This window comes from Nocardia seriolae NBRC 15557, from assembly GCF_007990715.1.
GTDB classification, from domain to species: Bacteria; Actinomycetota; Actinomycetes; order Mycobacteriales; family Mycobacteriaceae; genus Nocardia; species Nocardia seriolae.
Genome location: NZ_BJWY01000108.1, coordinates 1 through 17,614, shown reverse-complemented (window position 1 = coordinate 17,614; position 17,614 = coordinate 1). Strand labels below are relative to the sequence as shown.

At 68.1% G+C, this 17,614-nt stretch carries 21 protein-coding genes; 18 read left to right on the top strand and 3 right to left on the bottom strand.

The features are described from left to right. Positions 1–3: 3 nt before the first annotated feature. The 12 genes from NS2_RS26965 (at position 4) to NS2_RS26910 (ending at position 10,828) form a co-directional block, all read left to right on the top strand. A complete protein-coding gene (locus NS2_RS26965) occupies positions 4–1,053 on the top strand; it encodes an MlaD family protein (RefSeq protein WP_147207323.1) in 1,050 nt (349 codons plus the stop codon). Next, positions 1,050–2,051: an MlaD family protein gene (locus NS2_RS26960; protein WP_033090161.1), complete on the top strand. Its 1,002-nt coding sequence runs from the start codon at positions 1,050–1,052 to the stop codon at positions 2,049–2,051. The genes NS2_RS26965 and NS2_RS26960 overlap by 4 nt, the downstream gene beginning before the upstream one ends. Continuing rightward, complete coding sequence (locus NS2_RS26955; RefSeq protein ID WP_045439067.1) at positions 2,039–3,052, top strand: MlaD family protein; 1,014 nt, start codon at positions 2,039–2,041, stop codon at positions 3,050–3,052. Before NS2_RS26960 ends, NS2_RS26955 begins: the two co-directional genes overlap by 13 nt. Next, positions 3,052–4,158: an MlaD family protein gene (locus NS2_RS26950; protein ID WP_147207322.1), complete on the top strand. Its 1,107-nt coding sequence runs from the start codon at positions 3,052–3,054 to the stop codon at positions 4,156–4,158. The genes NS2_RS26955 and NS2_RS26950 overlap by 1 nt, the downstream gene beginning before the upstream one ends. Next, on the top strand, positions 4,155–5,225 hold the full coding sequence (locus NS2_RS26945; RefSeq protein ID WP_045439069.1) for an MlaD family protein: 1,071 nt from the start codon (positions 4,155–4,157) through the stop codon (positions 5,223–5,225). The genes NS2_RS26950 and NS2_RS26945 overlap by 4 nt, the downstream gene beginning before the upstream one ends. Beyond that, the gene (locus NS2_RS26940) at positions 5,222–6,178 is read left to right on the top strand and encodes an MlaD family protein (RefSeq protein WP_033090164.1); all 957 of its coding nucleotides are present in this window, start codon (positions 5,222–5,224) and stop codon (positions 6,176–6,178) included. The genes NS2_RS26945 and NS2_RS26940 overlap by 4 nt, the downstream gene beginning before the upstream one ends. A gap of 34 nt (positions 6,179–6,212) precedes the next feature. Continuing rightward, entirely contained in the window at positions 6,213–6,770 is a 558-nt protein-coding gene (locus NS2_RS26935) for a hypothetical protein (protein WP_045439071.1), read from the top strand. A 139-nt stretch (positions 6,771–6,909) separates the two neighbouring features. Beyond that, entirely contained in the window at positions 6,910–7,413 is a 504-nt protein-coding gene (locus NS2_RS26930; RefSeq protein WP_052086868.1) for an SgcJ/EcaC family oxidoreductase, read from the top strand. A gap of 106 nt (positions 7,414–7,519) precedes the next feature. Then, positions 7,520–7,798: a DUF1918 domain-containing protein gene (locus NS2_RS26925; RefSeq protein ID WP_045439080.1), complete on the top strand. Its 279-nt coding sequence runs from the start codon at positions 7,520–7,522 to the stop codon at positions 7,796–7,798. 75 nt (positions 7,799–7,873) lie between these two features. Further along, complete coding sequence (locus NS2_RS26920) at positions 7,874–8,731, top strand: type II CAAX endopeptidase family protein (RefSeq protein ID WP_052086870.1); 858 nt, start codon at positions 7,874–7,876, stop codon at positions 8,729–8,731. A 197-nt stretch (positions 8,732–8,928) separates the two neighbouring features. Then, positions 8,929–9,336, top strand: a complete 408-nt coding sequence (locus NS2_RS26915; protein ID WP_033090165.1) for a hypothetical protein — start codon at positions 8,929–8,931, stop codon at positions 9,334–9,336. Between the two features lie 142 nt (positions 9,337–9,478). Next, entirely contained in the window at positions 9,479–10,828 is a 1,350-nt protein-coding gene (locus tag NS2_RS26910) for a polysaccharide deacetylase family protein (protein ID WP_081986219.1), read from the top strand. Positions 10,829–10,883: 55 nt separating this feature from the next. Here the strand turns inward: NS2_RS26910 and NS2_RS26905 are convergent, their stop codons facing one another. After that, a complete protein-coding gene (locus NS2_RS26905) occupies positions 10,884–11,396 on the bottom strand; it encodes a flavodoxin domain-containing protein (RefSeq protein WP_033090166.1) in 513 nt (170 codons plus the stop codon). 230 nt (positions 11,397–11,626) lie between these two features. On the opposite strand from NS2_RS26905, the gene NS2_RS26900 reads away from it, so the two are divergent. Together NS2_RS26900 and NS2_RS26895 are read left to right on the top strand one after the other, a co-directional pair. Then, positions 11,627–11,998, top strand: coding sequence for a VOC family protein (locus tag NS2_RS26900; protein ID WP_033090167.1), 372 nt, complete (start codon positions 11,627–11,629; stop codon positions 11,996–11,998). Positions 11,999–12,027: 29 nt separating this feature from the next. Then, complete coding sequence (locus NS2_RS26895; protein WP_071343996.1) at positions 12,028–12,606, top strand: hypothetical protein; 579 nt, start codon at positions 12,028–12,030, stop codon at positions 12,604–12,606. A 115-nt stretch (positions 12,607–12,721) separates the two neighbouring features. Here the strand turns inward: NS2_RS26895 and NS2_RS26890 are convergent, their stop codons facing one another. Both NS2_RS26890 and NS2_RS36315 read right to left on the bottom strand, forming a co-directional pair. Further along, on the bottom strand, positions 12,722–13,669 hold the full coding sequence (locus NS2_RS26890) for an AraC family transcriptional regulator (RefSeq protein WP_052486759.1): 948 nt from the start codon (positions 13,667–13,669) through the stop codon (positions 12,722–12,724). Positions 13,670–14,345: 676 nt separating this feature from the next. Then, positions 14,346–14,516 carry a hypothetical protein gene (locus NS2_RS36315; protein ID WP_155239401.1) on the bottom strand — a complete coding sequence of 57 codons (171 nt, stop codon included), beginning with the start codon at positions 14,514–14,516 and terminating at the stop codon, positions 14,346–14,348. Between the two features lie 302 nt (positions 14,517–14,818). Here NS2_RS36315 and NS2_RS26885 point away from each other — a divergent pair, with 302 nt between their 5' ends. The 4 genes from NS2_RS26885 (at position 14,819) to NS2_RS26870 (ending at position 17,591) form a co-directional block, all read left to right on the top strand. Then, complete coding sequence (locus NS2_RS26885; protein ID WP_033090169.1) at positions 14,819–15,658, top strand: ABC transporter ATP-binding protein; 840 nt, start codon at positions 14,819–14,821, stop codon at positions 15,656–15,658. A gap of 2 nt (positions 15,659–15,660) precedes the next feature. After that, positions 15,661–16,821: an ABC transporter permease gene (locus tag NS2_RS26880; RefSeq protein ID WP_033090170.1), complete on the top strand. Its 1,161-nt coding sequence runs from the start codon at positions 15,661–15,663 to the stop codon at positions 16,819–16,821. A 132-nt stretch (positions 16,822–16,953) separates the two neighbouring features. Next, entirely contained in the window at positions 16,954–17,232 is a 279-nt protein-coding gene (locus NS2_RS26875; RefSeq protein ID WP_033090171.1) for a PLDc N-terminal domain-containing protein, read from the top strand. A gap of 140 nt (positions 17,233–17,372) precedes the next feature. After that, positions 17,373–17,591 (top strand): type II toxin-antitoxin system VapB family antitoxin, encoded by a 219-nt coding sequence (locus NS2_RS26870; RefSeq protein ID WP_033090172.1) that lies wholly within the window; start codon positions 17,373–17,375, stop codon positions 17,589–17,591. Positions 17,592–17,614: the final 23 nt, after the last annotated feature.

The following is a 17,614-nucleotide window of genomic DNA, read 5'->3' as shown; positions in this document are numbered from 1 at the left end:
GACGTGCCCGATTATGCCCTGCCCGGAACCGAAGTGGGCCCGCGCCGCGCGCGCGTGCTCGGCGCCTGCGCACTGGTGCTGTCCCTGTTGACCGTGATCGGCTGGCGGGCCTGGCCCGAGACCACCGCCCCCGATGACCTGCATGTCGCCCTGCTGGTGGGCAAGGTCGGGGCGGGCGTCGCGCCCGGCACCGATGTGCGCCTGGACGGCGTGCGCGTCGGCACGGTCACCGATATCGACGCCCGCGGCGTCGGACGTGCGCGGATCACGATGGACCTCAACGGCTCTCAGCTGTTCGGCCTCACCGACGCGCTGGGGCTGGATTACGCGCCCGGCAACCTGTTCGGCATCAGCTCGGTCGAATTGCGGTCGGGCACCGGAGGTTCGGCGCTGGTCGATGGAGCCACCGTGGACCTCACCGGCGACTCCGGCCGGGTCCGCGACGCCACCCTGGCCGCCCTGCTCCAGTCGACCGGCACCCTCACCGATCGGGTCCTCACCCCGGAACTGGTCGAGCTGCTGCGCCGGTTCGCCCACGATCGGGACGGTTTCGTGCCGCTGTTGCAGGCCATCGGCGCGACCGCGCGGTCCTTCGCCGAAACCCAGCAGCTGCCGCCGTCGCTGCTGTTCGACCGGTACGGGTCCGCGCTGACGGGGCTGCCGCCCATGCTGACCGGCGGTATGGCGGTGCTGTGGGCGTCCTACGCCAATGAACACTTGAAGACCGACGAGCAGGTGCGACGCTACGGCGAGATGTTCGACCGAGTGCGCGGTGAGCTGCTGCCGGTGGCCACCGGCATGCTCGGCACCTCGCAGCGGTATTTCCAGGGGCTGATGCCCATGGGCAGTGTGATCCTGGACCGGCTCAGCGCCTCGGTGAGCACACCCGAGCGCTCGGCGCAGCAGCTCACCGAACTGCTCACCCGCCTGGGCGAGGCCTTCCACGACACCCCGGACGGGCCGGTGCTCGATGCCACGGTCGAGTTGGTTCCCGCACTGGCGCAACCGCTTTCGGCTCAGCTGGGCCTGGCCACGGGAGGGGGACCACGATGAGAACCCCTGCCCTGCTGCTGCGCGTCGGCACCGCCGTGGTGCTCATGACGCTGGTGCTGATCGGCGTGTTCCGGGTGGTGGAGCGCCCGGTCAGCGGTGAAACCGACACCTATACAGCGCTTTTCACCGACGCCAATGGCGTGCGCACCGGTGACGATGTGCGGCTGTACGGGGTCCAGGTCGGCAAGGTCGAGGCCGTGGGACTGTCCGGCAGCCTGGCCCGGGTCCGGTTCACCGTCAGCCGCGACCATCCGGTCTTCGCCAATACCAAGATCGCGGTGCGCTTCCAGAACCTCACCGGATTCCGGTATCTGGATCTGGAACAGCCCGCGCAGCCCACCGGCCGCCGCGCCCCTGAGGACACCTTCACCGTCGCGGAAACCGTGCCCGCCTTCGACATCACCACCCTGTTCAAGGGGCTGCAACCGGTGCTGGCGCAGATGGCGCCCGATGATCTCAACCAGTTCGCGACCTCGGTGCTGGCCCTCATCCAGGGTGACGGCACCGGCCTGGGTCCGGCGCTGGGCGGCATCGAGAAGCTCAGCCGATATGCCACCGATCGGCAGGCGGTGCTGTCCACGCTGGTCGCGAACCTGTCCCAGATCTCCGAGCACATGGGCGGCAAGTCGGGTAATGCCATCAAACTGCTCACCAATATGACCGATCTGTTCGTCACCATCAGTGACAAGCTGCCCGGTCTGATCTCCTTCTCCGCCACCATTCCGCCGGTGCTGCAACCACTTCGCGATCTGCTCACGGTACTCGGCGTCACCGGGGCCCGCGACCGCGACCTGGACACCGTCCTGAAGCAGGCGTTCCCGAACCCGCAGCAGGCGGTGGCCGTCTTCGACCACCTGCCCGGCCTGATCCAGGCCATGACCGCCGCGGTACCGGGCGGCCCCGACGCCCCGCTCACCTGCTCGCACGGCCCGGCCACCGCGCCCGAACCGCTGCGACTGCTCATCGCCGGACAGAGGATCACGCTGTGCCAGAACTGAAATCGTGGCGGCGGCGCACCGACCGCCGGGAACCACGCGACGACATCCGCTGGGGAATAGGCGGATTGGTCATCGTCGCATTGCTGGTCATCGCCATCGGCGCGGTGTACGTCACCGGGACCACCACCGAGCACACCTACCGCGCCGACCTGGCCCAGGCGGGCACCATCCGCACCGGCGATGATGTGCGGGTCGCCGGGATCCCGGTGGGCAAGGTGAAATCGCTGACCCTGCTGGCCGATCGGGTCCGCATGGAGTTCAGTGTCGACGCCGACACCTTCGTCGGCGATCAGAGCACCCTGGACGTGCGCATGCTGACCGTCGTCGGCGGGTACTACCTGGCGCTCTCGCCCACGGGCGCGAAACCGCTGGTCGACACCGTGATTCCGCAGGAGCGGGTGGTGCTGCCCTACAGCCTCACCCGGGCCTTCCAGGACGCCGTCGAGCCGGTCGCCAAGATCGACGGCAGTGTGCTGCGCCAGGATATGGCCGCGGTGTCCCAATCGATCAGCGGCAACCCGGATTCGGTGCACGCGGCGCTGCGCGCGGCCGGTGATCTGGTCGGCATTCTCGACAAGCAGAACGCCGACATCTCGCGCACCATGTCCATGGCCGACGAGTATCTCTCGGCGCTGGACGCGAATTCCGATGTGCTGGCCCGGTTGCTGAACACCTTCGGCACCCTCGAGGAACTCATCCGCAACAACAAGGTGGTGGTGTCGCAGGCGCTGCGCGATCTCGCGGCGGTGGCCACCGACTTCACCCCGCTGGGCCGGGCCTGGGACGCGGGCCTGAAGGATCGCGCGCAACCGCTGGCCGATGCCATCCCGGTATTGAGCGAGCTCGGCGATCGGCTGGGCACGCTGCTGGATTCGCTGCGCGGCCTGGAACAGAAGCTGCAACCGCTGCTGCCCGCGGGCGGCGGCGTCAGCGTGGACCACTCGGCCGCGACCGTGCCGGTGACCTCGGTGTGCGTGCCCGTGCCCGGAGGAGGCTGCTGATGGTCAAGCGAGTACTGGGCTCTCGCGGGTTCATGTCGATCACGGTGGTGCTGACCGTGGTGCTGGCGGCCGGGATCGGCCTGCGCCTGAGCAAACCCGAGGTGCCGACGCGCAGCTACTGCGCCGAAATGCCCGACACCATCGGGTTGTACCAGGGCAGCGCGGTCGCCATTCTCGGGATACCGGTCGGCCGGGTCACCGAGATCAGCGCCCACGGCCCCACGGCCCTGGTGCGATTCACCGTCCGCGCCGACCGCAAGCTGCCGCCCGATGTGGGCGCGGTGACGGTGAGCGACACCCTCGTCTCCGACCGCACCCTCACCCTGATCGGGGCCGAACCGACCGGACCCGCCTGGCATCCGGCCACCTGCATCACCAAAACCCTCACGCCCAAGAGCCTTTCGCAGACCTTCGCCGCGCTCACCGGTCTGGTCGACGGGCTGAACGGGGGCGGGGACGCCGATCGGCGCACCGCGCTGGCCAATGGCCTGGACTCGCTCGACGCCGCGACCAGCGGCACCGGCGAGGAGATCAACGCGCTCATCCAGCAGCTGTCGCGTGCGCTGACCGCGCCCGACGCCGCCATCGGCCACCTCGGGCGGCTGCTGGACGCGCTCACCGAACTGGCCCACCGCGCCCGCAGCGGCTGGCCGCACATGCAGGACGTGGCGACCGGCCTGCCACAGGCGTTCACCGATATCGTCAACCTGGCCTTCCCACCCATCATCGAGCTGGTGGCGACGCTGACCAATGTGCTGCCGCAGGCCAATGACGCGATCATGATGCTGGCCGCGCCCGCGCTGAAGAAGCTCGATGTCGACAATCTCGCGCGGCTGCTCGCCGCGGGGGTGGGTTCGCTGACCCAGGTGATCGGGATGGCCCCGGCCGTGGCGACCGGTTTCACCACCGCGCTCGACCCCGACACCGGGCAGTTCACCCTCGGCTACGCGCCACCGAAACTCGCACTCGCGCAGACGGATTCGGACCGGCTGTGCGCGGCGGTGCAGGCGCTGACCGGGACGGGCTGTCAGGTGAACGGCGGCGTGGTCACCGTGCCCGCGATGCCCGCGATGCCCGCGCTGCTGGCGGCGGTGAGCGCGCGATGACCACTTGGCGCCGTGCCCGAGTGCACGTAATCACCTGTCTCACCGTGCTTTTCGCGGTCAGCGGCTGCGATGTGCAGCCCGGCGACATCCCCGTCCCGGGATCGGGCGTCTCCGGGCCCACCTACGCCCTGCGCATCGAGTTCGCCAATGTGCTCAATCTGCCGCAGGGGGCCAAGGTGATCGCCGACGGGGTGCGGGTCGGTCAGCTCACCCACGTCACCCTGGTCGACGCGCTGCCCGCCACCGGTGACCGGCCCGCGCGGGCGGGTTACGCCATCGCCGATATCGCGGTGCGGACCTCGGTGCGGCTGCCGCTGGGCACCACCGCCGAACTGCGCCAGGACACCCCGCTCGGCGATGTCCACATCGCGCTGTCCGAGCCCGCGAATTCCGGTACGGGGCAACTGCGACCGGGTGCGACCATCCCGCTGGCCGACACCGCCCGCTCGCCCTCGATCGAGGACGTGCTGGCCGGGCTGTCGACGTTCATCGGCAGTGGCGCGGTCGCGGACTTCCAGGACATCGTGCGAAAGATGAACGGGGTGATGCCGCGCGATCCGGCCGACACCGCGCGCATCGCCGGGGTGCTGGGGTCGGACTTCACCGATCTGGGCGACCATCTCGCCTCGGTCGACGCCCTGCTGGACGGACTGCAGGCCACCGTGAACGACGGGCTGATCAAGAACGAGCCCATGCTCGACGGCCTGCTCACCCCCTACGGCGTCCAGCACACCACCGACGCCATCAATGCCGAGATCGGCGTCATCTTCGTGCTCACCGCGCTCGGGCCGCTGGGCCCGGCCGCCGCCTGGCTCGGCCCGCTGGTCGGTTCGCTCGACGGCGCGGCGCGGGCGGTGGTGCCGATGCTGTTCGGCAGCCATCCGCTCGACAGCGATTCGCCGTCGAATCTGAAGCTGCTGACCGATCTCATTCAGAACAGACTGATTCCGTTCGCCGAACGCGGACCCAAGGTGAACCTGGTCGGGGTGAACGTCGCGGGTCTGTCGGCGGCCGACCGCACCGACCGCATCGTCGACACCCTGCGCATGATCGGAGCGGTGCGATGAACACGCGTACGCTGCTGTCGTTCTCGGCCATCGCGGCGGTGCTGCTGCTGGGCATCGCCTACATGTCCATCGGCGTCCTGCACCTGGATCCCCGGCGCGGTTACTTCACCACCGAACTGCGCCTGGACAATTCGGGTGGGCTCGGGGTGAATTCGCCGATCCTGCTGACCGGCATCCAGATCGGGCGCATCGAGTCGGTCGGCAAGCAGGCGCGCGGGGTGCGGGTGCGGCTGCGCATCGACGACCGCTACCGCGTCCCGGTCGCCAGCGACGTGCGCATCGAGCAGCTCTCGGCGCTCGGCGAGCCGTATCTGGAGTTCGCGCCGCAAGCGGCGGCCGGGCCGTATCTGGCTGACGGCCAGGTCATTTCGGCCGAGAAGGTGCACGCACCGACCACCGTGACCGATCTCGCGGCGCGGGTGGTGGATCTGCTGAACCAATTGCATCCCGAATCCATCGGCCACCTGGTCGGCACCTTCGACCGCGCCCTGGCCGGGACCGATGCCGCCGTGGCGGTGCTGCAGCGCTCCACCGACCTGCTGGCCGCCACCCTGCTCAGCCGCACCGCCGCCATCCGGCAGCTGTTCGCCGACCTGCAGGCGATGGGCGGCGATATGGACTGGCTCGGCCCCTCCCTCGCCGGCGCGGGACCCGAACTCGGCCAGTTCGGCATCACCCTCAACGACATCGTCGCCAATGGCGCCGCGCTGGCCGAAAGCCGGCCGGTGGACTCGAATTTCACCGGCGACGGCCTGGTTCCGTTCCTGAAGTCGCTGGATGCGCTGATAGACCGGATCGGTCCCGGCCTGGCCCCGCTGGGACCGGCCCTGGAACCGGTGGTGCGCGACGCCGTGCAGCGCACCCCTGCCCTCGATATCAGCGCGCTCATCGGCCAAGCGCTGCGCGGCGTCGGCGAGGACGGCGCCGTGCACCTGCGAGTCGGACTCAAATAGCCATCACCCCCGCCGCCCCGGCGAAAGGACAGACATGACCACCACCACCGAGCCCGCCGCGAAAGACCCACGCACCGTATCGATTCGGCTCTCGACCGTCCTGGTCGCCGCCGCGATCGCCGCCCTGCTGGCGCTGTCGGTCACCTTCGGCGTGCTCTACGCCTCGGCCTCCTCCACGCTCTCGGACCGCGATGCGTCCGCCGCCGACAACCGGCACGCCGAACAGGGCGCGACCGACTACGCACTCGGCGCCTCCACCATCGACTACCACGATGTGAAGGGCTGGCTCGGCCGCTTGCAGGCGAGCACCACTCCCCAGCTCTCGGCCAAATTCGACGCCACCGCACCACAACTCGAACAGATCCTGCTGCCGCTGCAATGGACCTCCAAGGCCACCGCCCTCTCGGCCGCGGTGACCTCCGAGGCGGGCGGCATCTACAAGGTCAACGCCTACCTCGACGTCACCTCGACCAGCGCCCAGACCCCGGACGGCACCCAGAGCACCGTCACCTATTCCATGACGATCGACCGCAACTCCGGGTGGAAGATCACCGACGTGGGCGGGTTGCAAAACGCCCTGCCCACCAAATAGATCGATACCGGTTCCTCCGAACGAGACACCGGATGCCGTTTCAAATACGCAAAGTCTTCCGCCACGCCTGGCGCGCAGGATACAAAGGCATCACCGTCCACCGCTCGGGCGGACACCCTGAGAGCCGAGGGAGCGTGCAATGGTTCGACTCCCGTGGAAGCTGATCAGGAGATGGCCATCCGAGCCCTCCGATACCGGCGAGTCCGCGACCCGGAACCTCTATGCCGAGCTGCTGGATGCGTGGAACCGCCACAGCGCAGACGATTTCGCCAGCGGATTCGCCGACGACGCGATGCTGGTCGCGATCGACGGATATCAGGTCCCCGGTGCCGATCTGGTCGAACACATGCGCCTGGTCTTCCTCGAGCATCCTGCCGCGCACTGCGTCGGCCACGTGTTCCAGGCCCGGCCCGTCGGATCGGGCGCGGTCTTGCTGCAAGCGCTCGCGGGCATCGTCCCGGCGGGTGAGACACAGGTCCACCCCGCGTGGAACACCGTCCACACGCTGCTGACCGAAAGACGGGACGGCACATGGCAGATCGTCCTGTTCCAGAACGCACCCGCGCACTATCACGGCCGACCCGAAACGGCCGATCTGCACACGACACGGCTGCAACAGATCATCGAAAGCGACCGTCGATGATCTGCGACCAGCGGCCGCGAATCGCGGGACCTCCGCCTCTACTGGCGGATCGGAGGCCACGGTGAAGATGAATTCGATCGTCGAACGGCGACAGGAGGATCGGATCATGTTTGCCAACCCAGGAGACTGGCGGATCGTCGAGAATCCCACCATCGGGGGTACACCCCGGCGGGGGTACATCGAGGAAGTGCACGGAGACGGCGGGGAACCGCCCTACCTCGTGCACTGGACCGACACCGGGCACCGGGCGCTGATCTATCCCGGGCCCGACGCCTACGTGCTCAGCGCCGAAGACCTACGAACTCGCGATGAAGTCGACGGCGCGCACCTGTCCTCGATGCCGCACCGCCCGAAGCCGCATGCCGAGCATCCCCACGCGAACTGAACTCGGGCAGTCCCGTTCATGCGGCGCCGGGCGAAGGTTCCGAATACGCGGCCCGGCGGCCCTGGAGGTGGGGACGTGACCATTGGAGTCGGGCACCGATGGAAGCCGGGATGGCTGCGCGGGGCGAACAGCGAGTTGATCGCGTTCTTCGTCCTGGCTTACGCGTTGAGTTGGTCGTGGGCGATTCCGCTGGCGGTGACCCACCGGATCATCCGGCAGGGGCAGGCGTGGCCGACGCATTACCCGGCCTTGCTCGGACCAGCCGTCGCCGCCTTCGCCGTCACCGCGTGGACCGGCGGACGGGCGGGAGTGCGCGATCTGGTGGCGCGCATGACGCGATGGCGGGTTCCGCTGCGCTGGTGGCTGGTCGCGCTGAGCCCGATCGGGTTTCTGGCGATCGGCCTGGCCGCGACGTGGGCCGCCGGTCATCGACTGCCGGCAGTCGATGACTTCGCGCGATTCAGCGGAACGCCCGCGATCGGGCTGATCGGTGTGGCGGTGCTCATCACGTTCGTAGGCGCGCTGGGCGAGGAGACCGGCTGGCGGGGCTTCGCACTCCCCCGTCTGCAACGCCGCTTCGGTCCCCTGGCCGCGACGCTGATCCTGGCGCCGCTGTGGTTCCTGTGGCATCTGCCGCAGTTCTTCGTCATCGCCACCTACCGGGACTTCGGCCCGGCCTCGTATGTCGGCATGTTCCTGGGCCTCACCGCCGGCGCGGTGGTACTCACGTGGCTGTACAACCGATCCGGTGGCAGCGTGCTGCTGGTGATCGTGTGGCACGGCGTGTACAACATCGTCGGCGGCACCGCGGCCGCGGCCGGAACATTGGCAGCGGTGATCAGCGTCCTGATCACCGTGCAGGGTATCGCGCTGATCGCGGCCGACGTGACGACCCGACATCGCGGCCACCCCTCGATCCTCGGGCCCGAGTAATCGGTCCCGGGCCGCGTCGGCGACTTCCAGTACGTCACCATCACGTTCGGGACTTTCTCCTCTGCCCCTGCGGCTTTCGCATGACCGATCGTTGAATGAACCGGGAGAGAAGGGATTTTACGATGCCTGAATTCACCGATACTGTGGCTCGGGGATTTTCGCGGCCTCGCGGTCGTGGCGCCTTCACCGCTGTCGGGGTGATCGCCGCGGCGCTGTCGGCGATCGGTGGTATCACCGCAGCGCCGGGGCATGCGACCGGCACCGTGACGGACCTGAGCCTCACCGCGAGTGCACCCGGATGGAGTGTCGGTGTCACGAGCCGGTTCGGCACGAATTGCACCTACACGCTGACCGCCGATGTCAGCGACTACCACGACGTCGCCTTCCGTGACACCACGAGCACGGCCATCTTCTCTCCGGGCGCCACGATCAAGCCGCGCTTCGATATCCACACCCTGACCGGGCAGGCAACGGTGAGCTGGACTCCGACCCAGCCCGGGTGGCACCACCTGTACGTCGAGCAGTACCCCAATGGCTATGCGGCGGCGGACGTTCTGGTAGGGACCGGGATCAACACCGGATCCGCCTGTCTCGTGCTGCCCTGAGCACGGTTGGCCCGCCCGCGGCCGGGTCGGCCTGGCAGATGCGACGGGTCTTTCCCGGTTCGGGGCTTACTGCCCTCACGTCCGGCTCGCTCGGTGCGGATCGTGAGAACTGTTCCCGGACAACAGAATCGAGGTGCCTACTATGAGGCGTATCGGCAGGTTCGTGGCGCTGGCGGCGGCCGCGGCGATGGCGTTCGGCGCGCTCGTGGCGACGGCGGCCGACGCTCCGCCCACGCGGGCGGCGGTGTTCACGCGCGCCTACGACACGGCGGCCAAGAACGTCACGCTCACCTTCGATGCGGACTGGTGGAGTCCCGGCAAACCCGAGGAAGTGGTACGCATCCTGCGGGACAATGGGATCGTCGCGGGATTCTCGCTCACCGGACGCTATGTCGAGAAGTATCCGGCACAGACCCGCACCCTGATCTCGGCCGGGCACAAGTTGATCAACCACAGCTACGACCACCCGTACTTCACCGGTCTTTCCCAGGCCGAGCGCTGGGCACAACTGGATCGCGCGGAGGCGGCCTACAACCGTCTCGGCTATACCGCGGTCGGCTGGTTTCGAGCACCGTACCGGGACGGGTACCAGGACGCCGACGTCAACGCCGATCTCGCCGGGCGCGGCTACTACCTCAACTACGACTGGACCTTCGACACCACCGGGTACGCGGGCGCGAGCCTGGACACCATCCTCACGCGCATACGCCAGTACACGGTGCCGGGAGCGACGATCGTCATGCATCTCAGTGACGAATCCACCGACACCGCGGCGCTGCCGTCCATCATCTCGACCCTGCGGGATATGGGCTACGGCTTCACCGACCCCGCACGGTCGGTCACGAGAGGCGCGATCGGCGCCAAGTACGCCGCGCTCGGCGCGCCGCGATCCGCGCTCGGGGTACCACGTACGGAAGAGATGGCGGTGACGGCCGGCGCCAGCGCGGTGCAATGGTTCACCACCGGACGGATCTACTGGCGCAACGATATCGGCGCGTTCGAGGTGCACGGCGCGATCGGCGGGAAACACGCCGAGCTCGGTTCGCTGGCCTCGTTCCTCGGTTTTCCCGTGACCGACGAGAGCACCGCGCCCGACGGCTCCGGGCAGTTCAATCACTTCCAAGGCGGCTCGATCTACTGGAGCCCGGCGAGCGGACCGCACACGGTCTACGGCGCGATCCGCGACAAGTGGTCCGTGCTCGGCTGGGAGCGCGGCGTCCTGGGATATCCACTGTCCGACGAGACCGGCGTGACCGGCGGGCGGGCTTCGCAGTTCCAGGGCGGCAATATCTACTGGTCCGCCACCACGGCGGCGCACGAAGTGCACGGCGCGATCTTGACCCGCTATCTCCAATTCGGCGGCACCGGAAGCACGCTGGGCCTGCCGATCAGCGACGAGTACACCGTCGAGGGCGGCCGCCGCAGCGACTTCCAGCACGGCCGGATCGACTGGAACGCCACCACCGGTGCGGTGACGGTGACGACGTACTGAATCGATCAGCCACGCGGCATACGGCTCGGTGGACGCGGATCGCGGCCGGGTGGGGTCACCTCGGATCGTGGTTGATCTGGGCCGCGATGTCCTTTGCCCACAACTTGATTCGATCGGGATTGCGGTAGTCGCCGGCCGACTTCTTCGCCATCGCCGAGGCGGGGAAACCACGGGCGTCACGCTCGAGTCTGCCACCGAATACGGCGCAGTCCCGGGCCGCGAGCCGGGTGGCGGTCTTGCGGAGGCCGCCGGTGCCGAAGAGCTTGCCCGGTTCCAGGCGATCCGCCGAATCGTCGAGGGGGCCGCTGCCGAACAGCCACACCGGGCGTTCCCGGAGCTGTCTGCCGAAGCGCCGCGCGAAGGCCCGCGCATGGCGATGCCAACGTCCGCTGTACAGTGCGCCGCCGAGAATCACCGGACCGAATCCGGACAGCGAGCGAACCTCCCGGGCGGGGCGCACCTCGACCGTCAGATTCGCGGCGCGCAGTGCGTCGCCGATCCACTCGGCCATCTCCGCGGTGCCGCCGCGCTTCGAGCCGTATGCCACCAGTACCGGATCCTGAGTCATGGCGATTACCTCCTCCCTCGATTCCAACGCCCGCGCACGCCGCCGGATAGTGGCGAAAGTCATTCGCGTCGCGCGTATTCCACCGACCGCTGCAGTCGCCGGGCCGCCATCGTGGCCGGGCCGCGAAGTGCCTTGGTCATCGTGGCCGGTGGCGATCGGCCCTCACCGGCGGGCGGCCACGGGTGGGACCGTCGAGCAGACCGCGAGCATCGGACGAGAGGAAGACGCCAATGACCTATCCCGTGGTGCACTGGGAGATCAGCGGACCCGACGCGGAGGCCCTGCGCCGGTTCTACAGTGCGGCGTTCGACTGGACCATGACGCCGGCCGGACCTGATTACACTCTCGTCGAGGAGGTCGACGAGGGATTGCCCGGCGGAATCATGCAGACCGGCAAGGGTATTCCCTCCTACGTCACCGTCTACATCCGGGTGCCGGACCTGGACGCGAAACTCGCCGAGATCCAGCAGCTCGGGGGCACCGTCATCATCAAACCGACCCCGATCGACGACACCATGTCCTTCGCCCTGTTCTCCGATCCGGGCGGCGCGGTGGTCGGACTGTTGCAGTACACCACTGTTCCTCGCACCGAGAAGCCCTGAGGCACCGGCGCATCGCCAGGTGTGTGCGCATGCTGCAGTATCTGGCCGTCGTGGCCGTGGTGTTCGCCGTCAATCTGATGCCGGCGTTCGGCCCTCCGACCGTGGCGGTGCTGGTGTTGTTCCGGCTGAACTGGCATCTCGACCCCGTCGTGCTGGTCGTGACCGGCGCTCTCACCTCGGGCACCGGACGTTATCTCCTCGCCGCCGCGACCGGCCGCGTCCGGGACCGGCTCAGCACTCGCCGCAAAGCCAGCCTGCGAGCGGCCAAGGACTACCTCACCGGCCATCGCGGCCGCTCGTTCACCGGACTCGCCATCTTCCTGATCTCGCCCCTACCGTCGGCCCAGCTGTTCGAGGCGGCCGGACTGATGGGCGTTCGCCTGCTCCCGATCACCGCCGCGCACGTGGCGGGCAGGCTGGTCAGCTACTCCCTCTACATCGGCGCCACCGATGTGGCCGAGCGAAGCCTGGGCGCCACCCTCACCGACACCCTGACCTCCCCGTGGGGCATAGCGATTCAGCTCGGGCTGCTCGCCGCCGTCGTCCTGCTCGCCCGCGTCGACTGGACGCGACACCTCCCGGGTAGCTCCCCCGAGCACAGCGCGTAAGGCGGGGATCACCTGGTCGATGTCCGCCCTCCGAAGGAGACCGCAGCGCTCGTCGAAGCCATGTCGGCCGTGGGCTGCATCGTCCTCGAGCACACGGACGTCCCACCGGCACGGGTCAGGTCCGACGCCGTTTGTGTTGCGAGTATCGGCCCGGTGTTTGGCCCTTCCAGTCGCGGAAGGCGGACGCGAACGCGGAGACGCTGGTGTAGCCGAGGCGGGCGGCCACCGTATCGACGGTGAGGCCGGTCGCCAGCAGCTCCTCGGCCAGCAGACCCGTTGTCTCGGAGGCCAGTTCGCGGAAACTGGTGCCCTGCTCGGCGAGGCGGCGGCGCAGCGTGCGGACGCTCATGTGCAGGTCGGCGGCGATGGCCGCCTGGTCGATGGCGCGGCCGTTGCGCATGAGCAGGGCGCGGACCTGCCCGGCCAGGCCCGCGCGGCCACGGCGGCGGGCGAGGAGTTCCGCGCAGCGTTGCTCGTACTGCCGACACAGGATCGAATTCGCCTGTGGCATCGGTCGTCGCAGGTCGGCGGCGTCGAGGTGCAGCGTGCTGACCGGACGGTCGAAATCGATGGCGGTGAGGCCGAGCAGCACGCCGACCGCCTCGTAGACCGAAGCGTAGTGCAGCCTCAGCTCGAGTCTGTGCGCCAGGACGTCCCAGTTCAGCAGTTCGCGCTGCACGGTGCGCAGGGCGGCGAGGTCGCGTTCGAGGGCGAAACGGTGCAAGTGCGGCGGAACGGTGGCGGCGTCGAGGGTCACCAGTACCCGCTCGCCCGCATCGACGAGGCCGAATCGGCAGTAGGCGAAGGACAGTTCGGCGTAGCGCACCCACAGCTCGACCATCTCACGCACGGTGGCGCAGGCGCCCAGCGCGATACCCAGGCTGCCCAGCATCGGCAGATGCAGCGAAAAGCCGGCCAGCAGGCCGATTCCCGGCTCGTCACCGGTGATGGCGAGGATATTCTCGATGATCCGGAATTCCTGGCCGATATCGATCTCGAGGTCCGGGTCCTCGAGATCCGCCTCGCCGAGCCCGGTCCCGGCCAGCGCCCCGGCTGTGGTCATCGAACGGCTAACGGCGAAGTCGACAAGCACTGCGGCGCTGTGTGTCGAACGGACACACCAGGAGTCGTCGAGCATGCCGGGAATGATCGCGCACCGAAATGCGACTCCTACCCGATTAGGCAAGTTTTCAGCTACATGGCGTGGGATTCGGGCGTGTCGATCCGCGCGCGAGGGCCGCGCGGTTGGCCGAATTCCACAGAAGCGTGGCCGCGCACCACACCCGGATTCGGGCGCACCGCCACATAATCTGATCCGCGTTGGTCGCCCGCCCTTGGCGGCCTCCACGGCCCCGGCCTGCAACCGGGACCAGACGCTGTACTCGGCAGTCCCCCATCGGCGGGCGCGGTACCCGACAAGCAATCCTGCCCCGCCCGCCGATGACCCCGCGTCCCTCGGACCCGGTGGAGACACCGGCGGCGGCGAGTCGCACCTCCGGCTGCGTCCTACGCCTGCCGACCGACATCCCGTCCCGCTACGGCAGCCTCGACGCCTTTCCGACACAGGTACACCTCGAATTTGACTGTCCCACACAGGAATTGCCGCGGTTTGGCGCTCACCGGTCGCGCACCGATTTCTAGGTCGAGGCCCAAGGCGTCCGGACCGTCGCCGAGCTGATCAGCGCGGCGTTCGGCTCCGACCCGCTCCGCCGCGCATCGCTCGCCTGCATGAAAGGCCGTCAGCCGACTCGCAACAGATCGCGGTACTCGTGCATCCAGCCGCGCCCGATCCGGTCGTGCCAATAATCGGGGCCCGCGGTTGGCGCGGACTCATCCGAAGAGAAGAAACCGAACACCACGAAGCGCGCCGCAAGGAGCGCCAATCCAACCGTCACCATCCAGGCAAACACGCTCCAGGCCCTGCGGCGACGAGGCGAACTCTCTACGTCGACGCGGGAAGGGACAGAGTCGTGAGAGGCAGTCCGGTGTGGCGGAGATGGCCCTACCATCCAGGCAGCATACTTTTGGCAAATTCACTCGGCCCGAGCGCATGAGACTCATCACACCGCTGATCACGCGGCACTGCACCTCGAAATCCAGGGTGACGACTGGCCGACGGTTGGATCAGCGCCCGCGATCGACATGCGGCCAGTGATTCCGGCAACACCGATCGCCATAGCAATCATCTAGCAACTATATCTATCGTTTGCTCATGGAACTGACGGCGCAGGGGCTCGTACGAGGCTTCGGTAAGCACGTCGCGGTCGCGCACGCAGACGTCACCTTGACCGGAGGCCGTATCACCGGTCTCATCGGGCCGAACGGCGCAGGCAAGACGACGTTGCTGCTCATGCTCGCCGGACTGCTCGCCGCGGACGCCGGATCGATCCGGATCGACGGCGAAACCCCGGGCGATGCCGAGCTGCGGCGCGAGATCGGATGGATGCCGGACACCTTCGGCACCTGGGACAGCCTCACCGCGACAGAAATCCTCACCGCCTTCGGCCGCCTCTACGGTGAGTCGACGGCGCGGGCGCGCCACCGGGCCGCCGAACTGCTCGAACTGGTGCACCTGACGGAGTTCTCCCGCCGTCCGGCGCAAGAACTTTCGCGCGGTCAGAAGCAACGCCTCGGATTCGCACGGGCACTGGTGCACCGTCCGCGCGTGCTGCTGCTCGACGAGCCCGCGTCCGGCATGGATCCGCGCTCACGGATCGATCTTCGCGATCAATTGCGCGCCCTGGCCGACGACGGATGCGCGATCATGGTGTCGTCGCACATCCTCACCGAGCTGTCGGAGATGGTCGACGACGTGATCGCCATGACCGCGGGACGCACACACCCGCCCGCCGCGAGCCACGGCCCGCGATGGCGGATACGCGAGGTGGGCCAGCCGATGAATACCGCGCCGACACTGACATTCCCCGACGAGCAGCACGCCGCCGATCATCTGGCCGAGCTCATCGCCGCAGGCGCCAGGATCGCCGAATTCTCCAGGGTGACAGCGGAACTCGAGGAGTCCTATATCGCCCTCGACGCGGACAGGACGTGACGATGACAGCCCCGATCAGTGCGGGCACCGCCCTCGGCGCCCGAGTCCGTTCCTGGTGCGCGACCGTCGGCGTGCTCGCCGGAATGGAACTGCGCCAGCGAGTTCGCACCACGCGCTGGAAAGCCACGCTGGCCGCGGTGTTCCTCGTGCTCTCACTGGGAGTGTTCGGATCGCTCTACTCCGCCACGGCGCTCTCGGAGGCCACCTACCGGGACTGGGCGCCCAACCTCTACACCATCGTGGTGGGCCTGGAACTGTTCTTGGGCGTCATCCTCGCCCCCACCCTCACCGCGACGGCCATCAACGGCGATCGAAAGGACGCGACCCTCGCCCTCGTGCAGGCGACACCGATCTCGAAATGGCAACTGGCACTCGGAAAACTACTGGGCAACTGGGCCGCGTGCACAGCCCTGATCCTGATCGCGAGCCCGTACCTCATCTGGGGCGCCGCCGCCGCTCCCTACGGCTTCGGCTGGGGCCTGCTCGGCATCATGGTGCTGTGGATCATCTTCGGCTGCTATTGCGCTGTGGGCCTGGGCTTCTCAGCGGTGACGGCCCGCCCCGCGGGCTCCGCGGTCTCGACCCAGGCCACCGTCTTCTTCCTCATCCTGGGCCTGCCCGCATTGTTCGCCCTGCGGCTGCCGACGACAGCCCGGGACCACACCGTCACGATTCCCAGCTACGGCCATCCCGCCGACACCCTCGACTGGCGGGACCCGAAGGTGTGCACGGACACGCCGATCGTGTGGTCGCTCAACCACTCCGAGCGCATCTGGTGGCTGCTGGCCCCCAACCCGTTCCTGATCATCCCCGACCTGGTCGCCCCGCACGACCCCGCGCCCCGCGAACCCCGCTACGGCAGCGGCCGAACGGCCTCCCCCACCATCGCGACCGAACTGGCCCGCCAACTGTCCGAGGCACGATCCGGACCGTACATCGTCGGCCCGACCTGCGACGAATCCTCAGCAGGGTTCGGCGCGATCGGTTCGGACAGCACCGACTACTACGCACGCGAACGAGCACACGGCGATTCCCAACTCGGAAACAGCTGGTACCCGGGACTTCTCACCACCGTCGCCCTCGGCGCGCTCGGTTTCACCGTCGCCGCACGCCGCCTGAGCGTCCCCGCGCGCCGACTACCCCGAGGCGTGCGAATCGCCTGAGGTCCCGGGCGGATGGCTGTGCCCGTTTCAGCGGTAGTCCTTTCGGCCTACATCCGGGGATCTACCAGACACGGCGAATGATGAGCGAATTGCTGATGTGGTCACAGCAGCGCCATCACTACCGTCGGCTACATGATCACAACACTGCTCGCATCGACCGATACCAGCACCGGCACCGGCGAATCCGTGGCATCGCTCCTGCTCGGCATCGGCGTGATCGCCGTCCTGCTCGCCGCGGTCGCACTGTTCATCGGAGCCCTGGTGAGCGTGCTGCGCTCGCGCACCTACGCCACGGGCGGCAAGGCGGTCTGGGCGCTGCTGATTCTGGCGTTCCCGTTCCTGGGACCGGTTGCCTGGTTCATCTGGGGTCGCAAGTCCACCCTCATGGGCCCACCCGCCGCGGCCGCATGAGACACCTGCGAAGCGCAGGGACATATTGAAGTATCGGCTTTTCAATTTTTCCACGCGCGGCCTCACCACAGACTCCCTGGACGGTCCATGTTGGTGATGGACAATCTTTTGTACATCACCAACATGAGCGGAGGCTTGCCATGACAGTCACGCAGATCGACCTCGACGACGACGCTCTACAGCGCGCGATGCTTCTATCGAAAGCGAAAACGAAAAAGGACGCGGTGAACCTGGCCCTGCGGTTCTACGCTGAGAAGCAGGAGCGTGCCGCCCGCATCGCCCAGCACTTCGAGCGAGCACGGCATTGGGGAGCGATCGACGACGCCGCTCGTCGGCACGAGGAGGAAAAGGCCCGGTGATCTACCTGCTCGCCACCTAGTAC

Bases quoted from the DNA above. Each gene is read 5' to 3' on its own strand.
- NS2_RS26890 (WP_052486759.1), bottom strand. From the start codon at position 13,669: ATGACCACAGCCGGGGCGCTGGCCGGGACCGGGCTCGGCGAGGCGGAT.
- NS2_RS26930 (WP_052086868.1), top strand. From the start codon at position 6,910: ATGGTTCGACTCCCGTGGAAGCTGATCAGGAGATGGCCATCCGAGCCC.
- NS2_RS26880 (WP_033090170.1), top strand. From the start codon at position 15,661: ATGACAGCCCCGATCAGTGCGGGCACCGCCCTCGGCGCCCGAGTCCGT.
- NS2_RS26910 (WP_081986219.1), top strand. From the start codon at position 9,479: ATGAGGCGTATCGGCAGGTTCGTGGCGCTGGCGGCGGCCGCGGCGATG.
- NS2_RS26925 (WP_045439080.1), top strand. From the start codon at position 7,520: ATGTTTGCCAACCCAGGAGACTGGCGGATCGTCGAGAATCCCACCATC.
- NS2_RS26905 (WP_033090166.1), bottom strand. From the start codon at position 11,396: ATGACTCAGGATCCGGTACTGGTGGCATACGGCTCGAAGCGCGGCGGC.
- NS2_RS26875 (WP_033090171.1), top strand. From the start codon at position 16,954: ATGATCACAACACTGCTCGCATCGACCGATACCAGCACCGGCACCGGC.
- NS2_RS26935 (WP_045439071.1), top strand. From the start codon at position 6,213: ATGACCACCACCACCGAGCCCGCCGCGAAAGACCCACGCACCGTATCG.
- NS2_RS26870 (WP_033090172.1), top strand. From the start codon at position 17,373: ATGACAGTCACGCAGATCGACCTCGACGACGACGCTCTACAGCGCGCG.
- NS2_RS26900 (WP_033090167.1), top strand. From the start codon at position 11,627: ATGACCTATCCCGTGGTGCACTGGGAGATCAGCGGACCCGACGCGGAG.
- NS2_RS26945 (WP_045439069.1), top strand. From the start codon at position 4,155: ATGACCACTTGGCGCCGTGCCCGAGTGCACGTAATCACCTGTCTCACC.
- NS2_RS26885 (WP_033090169.1), top strand. From the start codon at position 14,819: ATGGAACTGACGGCGCAGGGGCTCGTACGAGGCTTCGGTAAGCACGTC.
- NS2_RS26940 (WP_033090164.1), top strand. From the start codon at position 5,222: ATGAACACGCGTACGCTGCTGTCGTTCTCGGCCATCGCGGCGGTGCTG.
- NS2_RS26895 (WP_071343996.1), top strand. From the start codon at position 12,028: ATGCTGCAGTATCTGGCCGTCGTGGCCGTGGTGTTCGCCGTCAATCTG.
- NS2_RS26950 (WP_147207322.1), top strand. From the start codon at position 3,052: ATGGTCAAGCGAGTACTGGGCTCTCGCGGGTTCATGTCGATCACGGTG.
- NS2_RS26960 (WP_033090161.1), top strand. From the start codon at position 1,050: ATGAGAACCCCTGCCCTGCTGCTGCGCGTCGGCACCGCCGTGGTGCTC.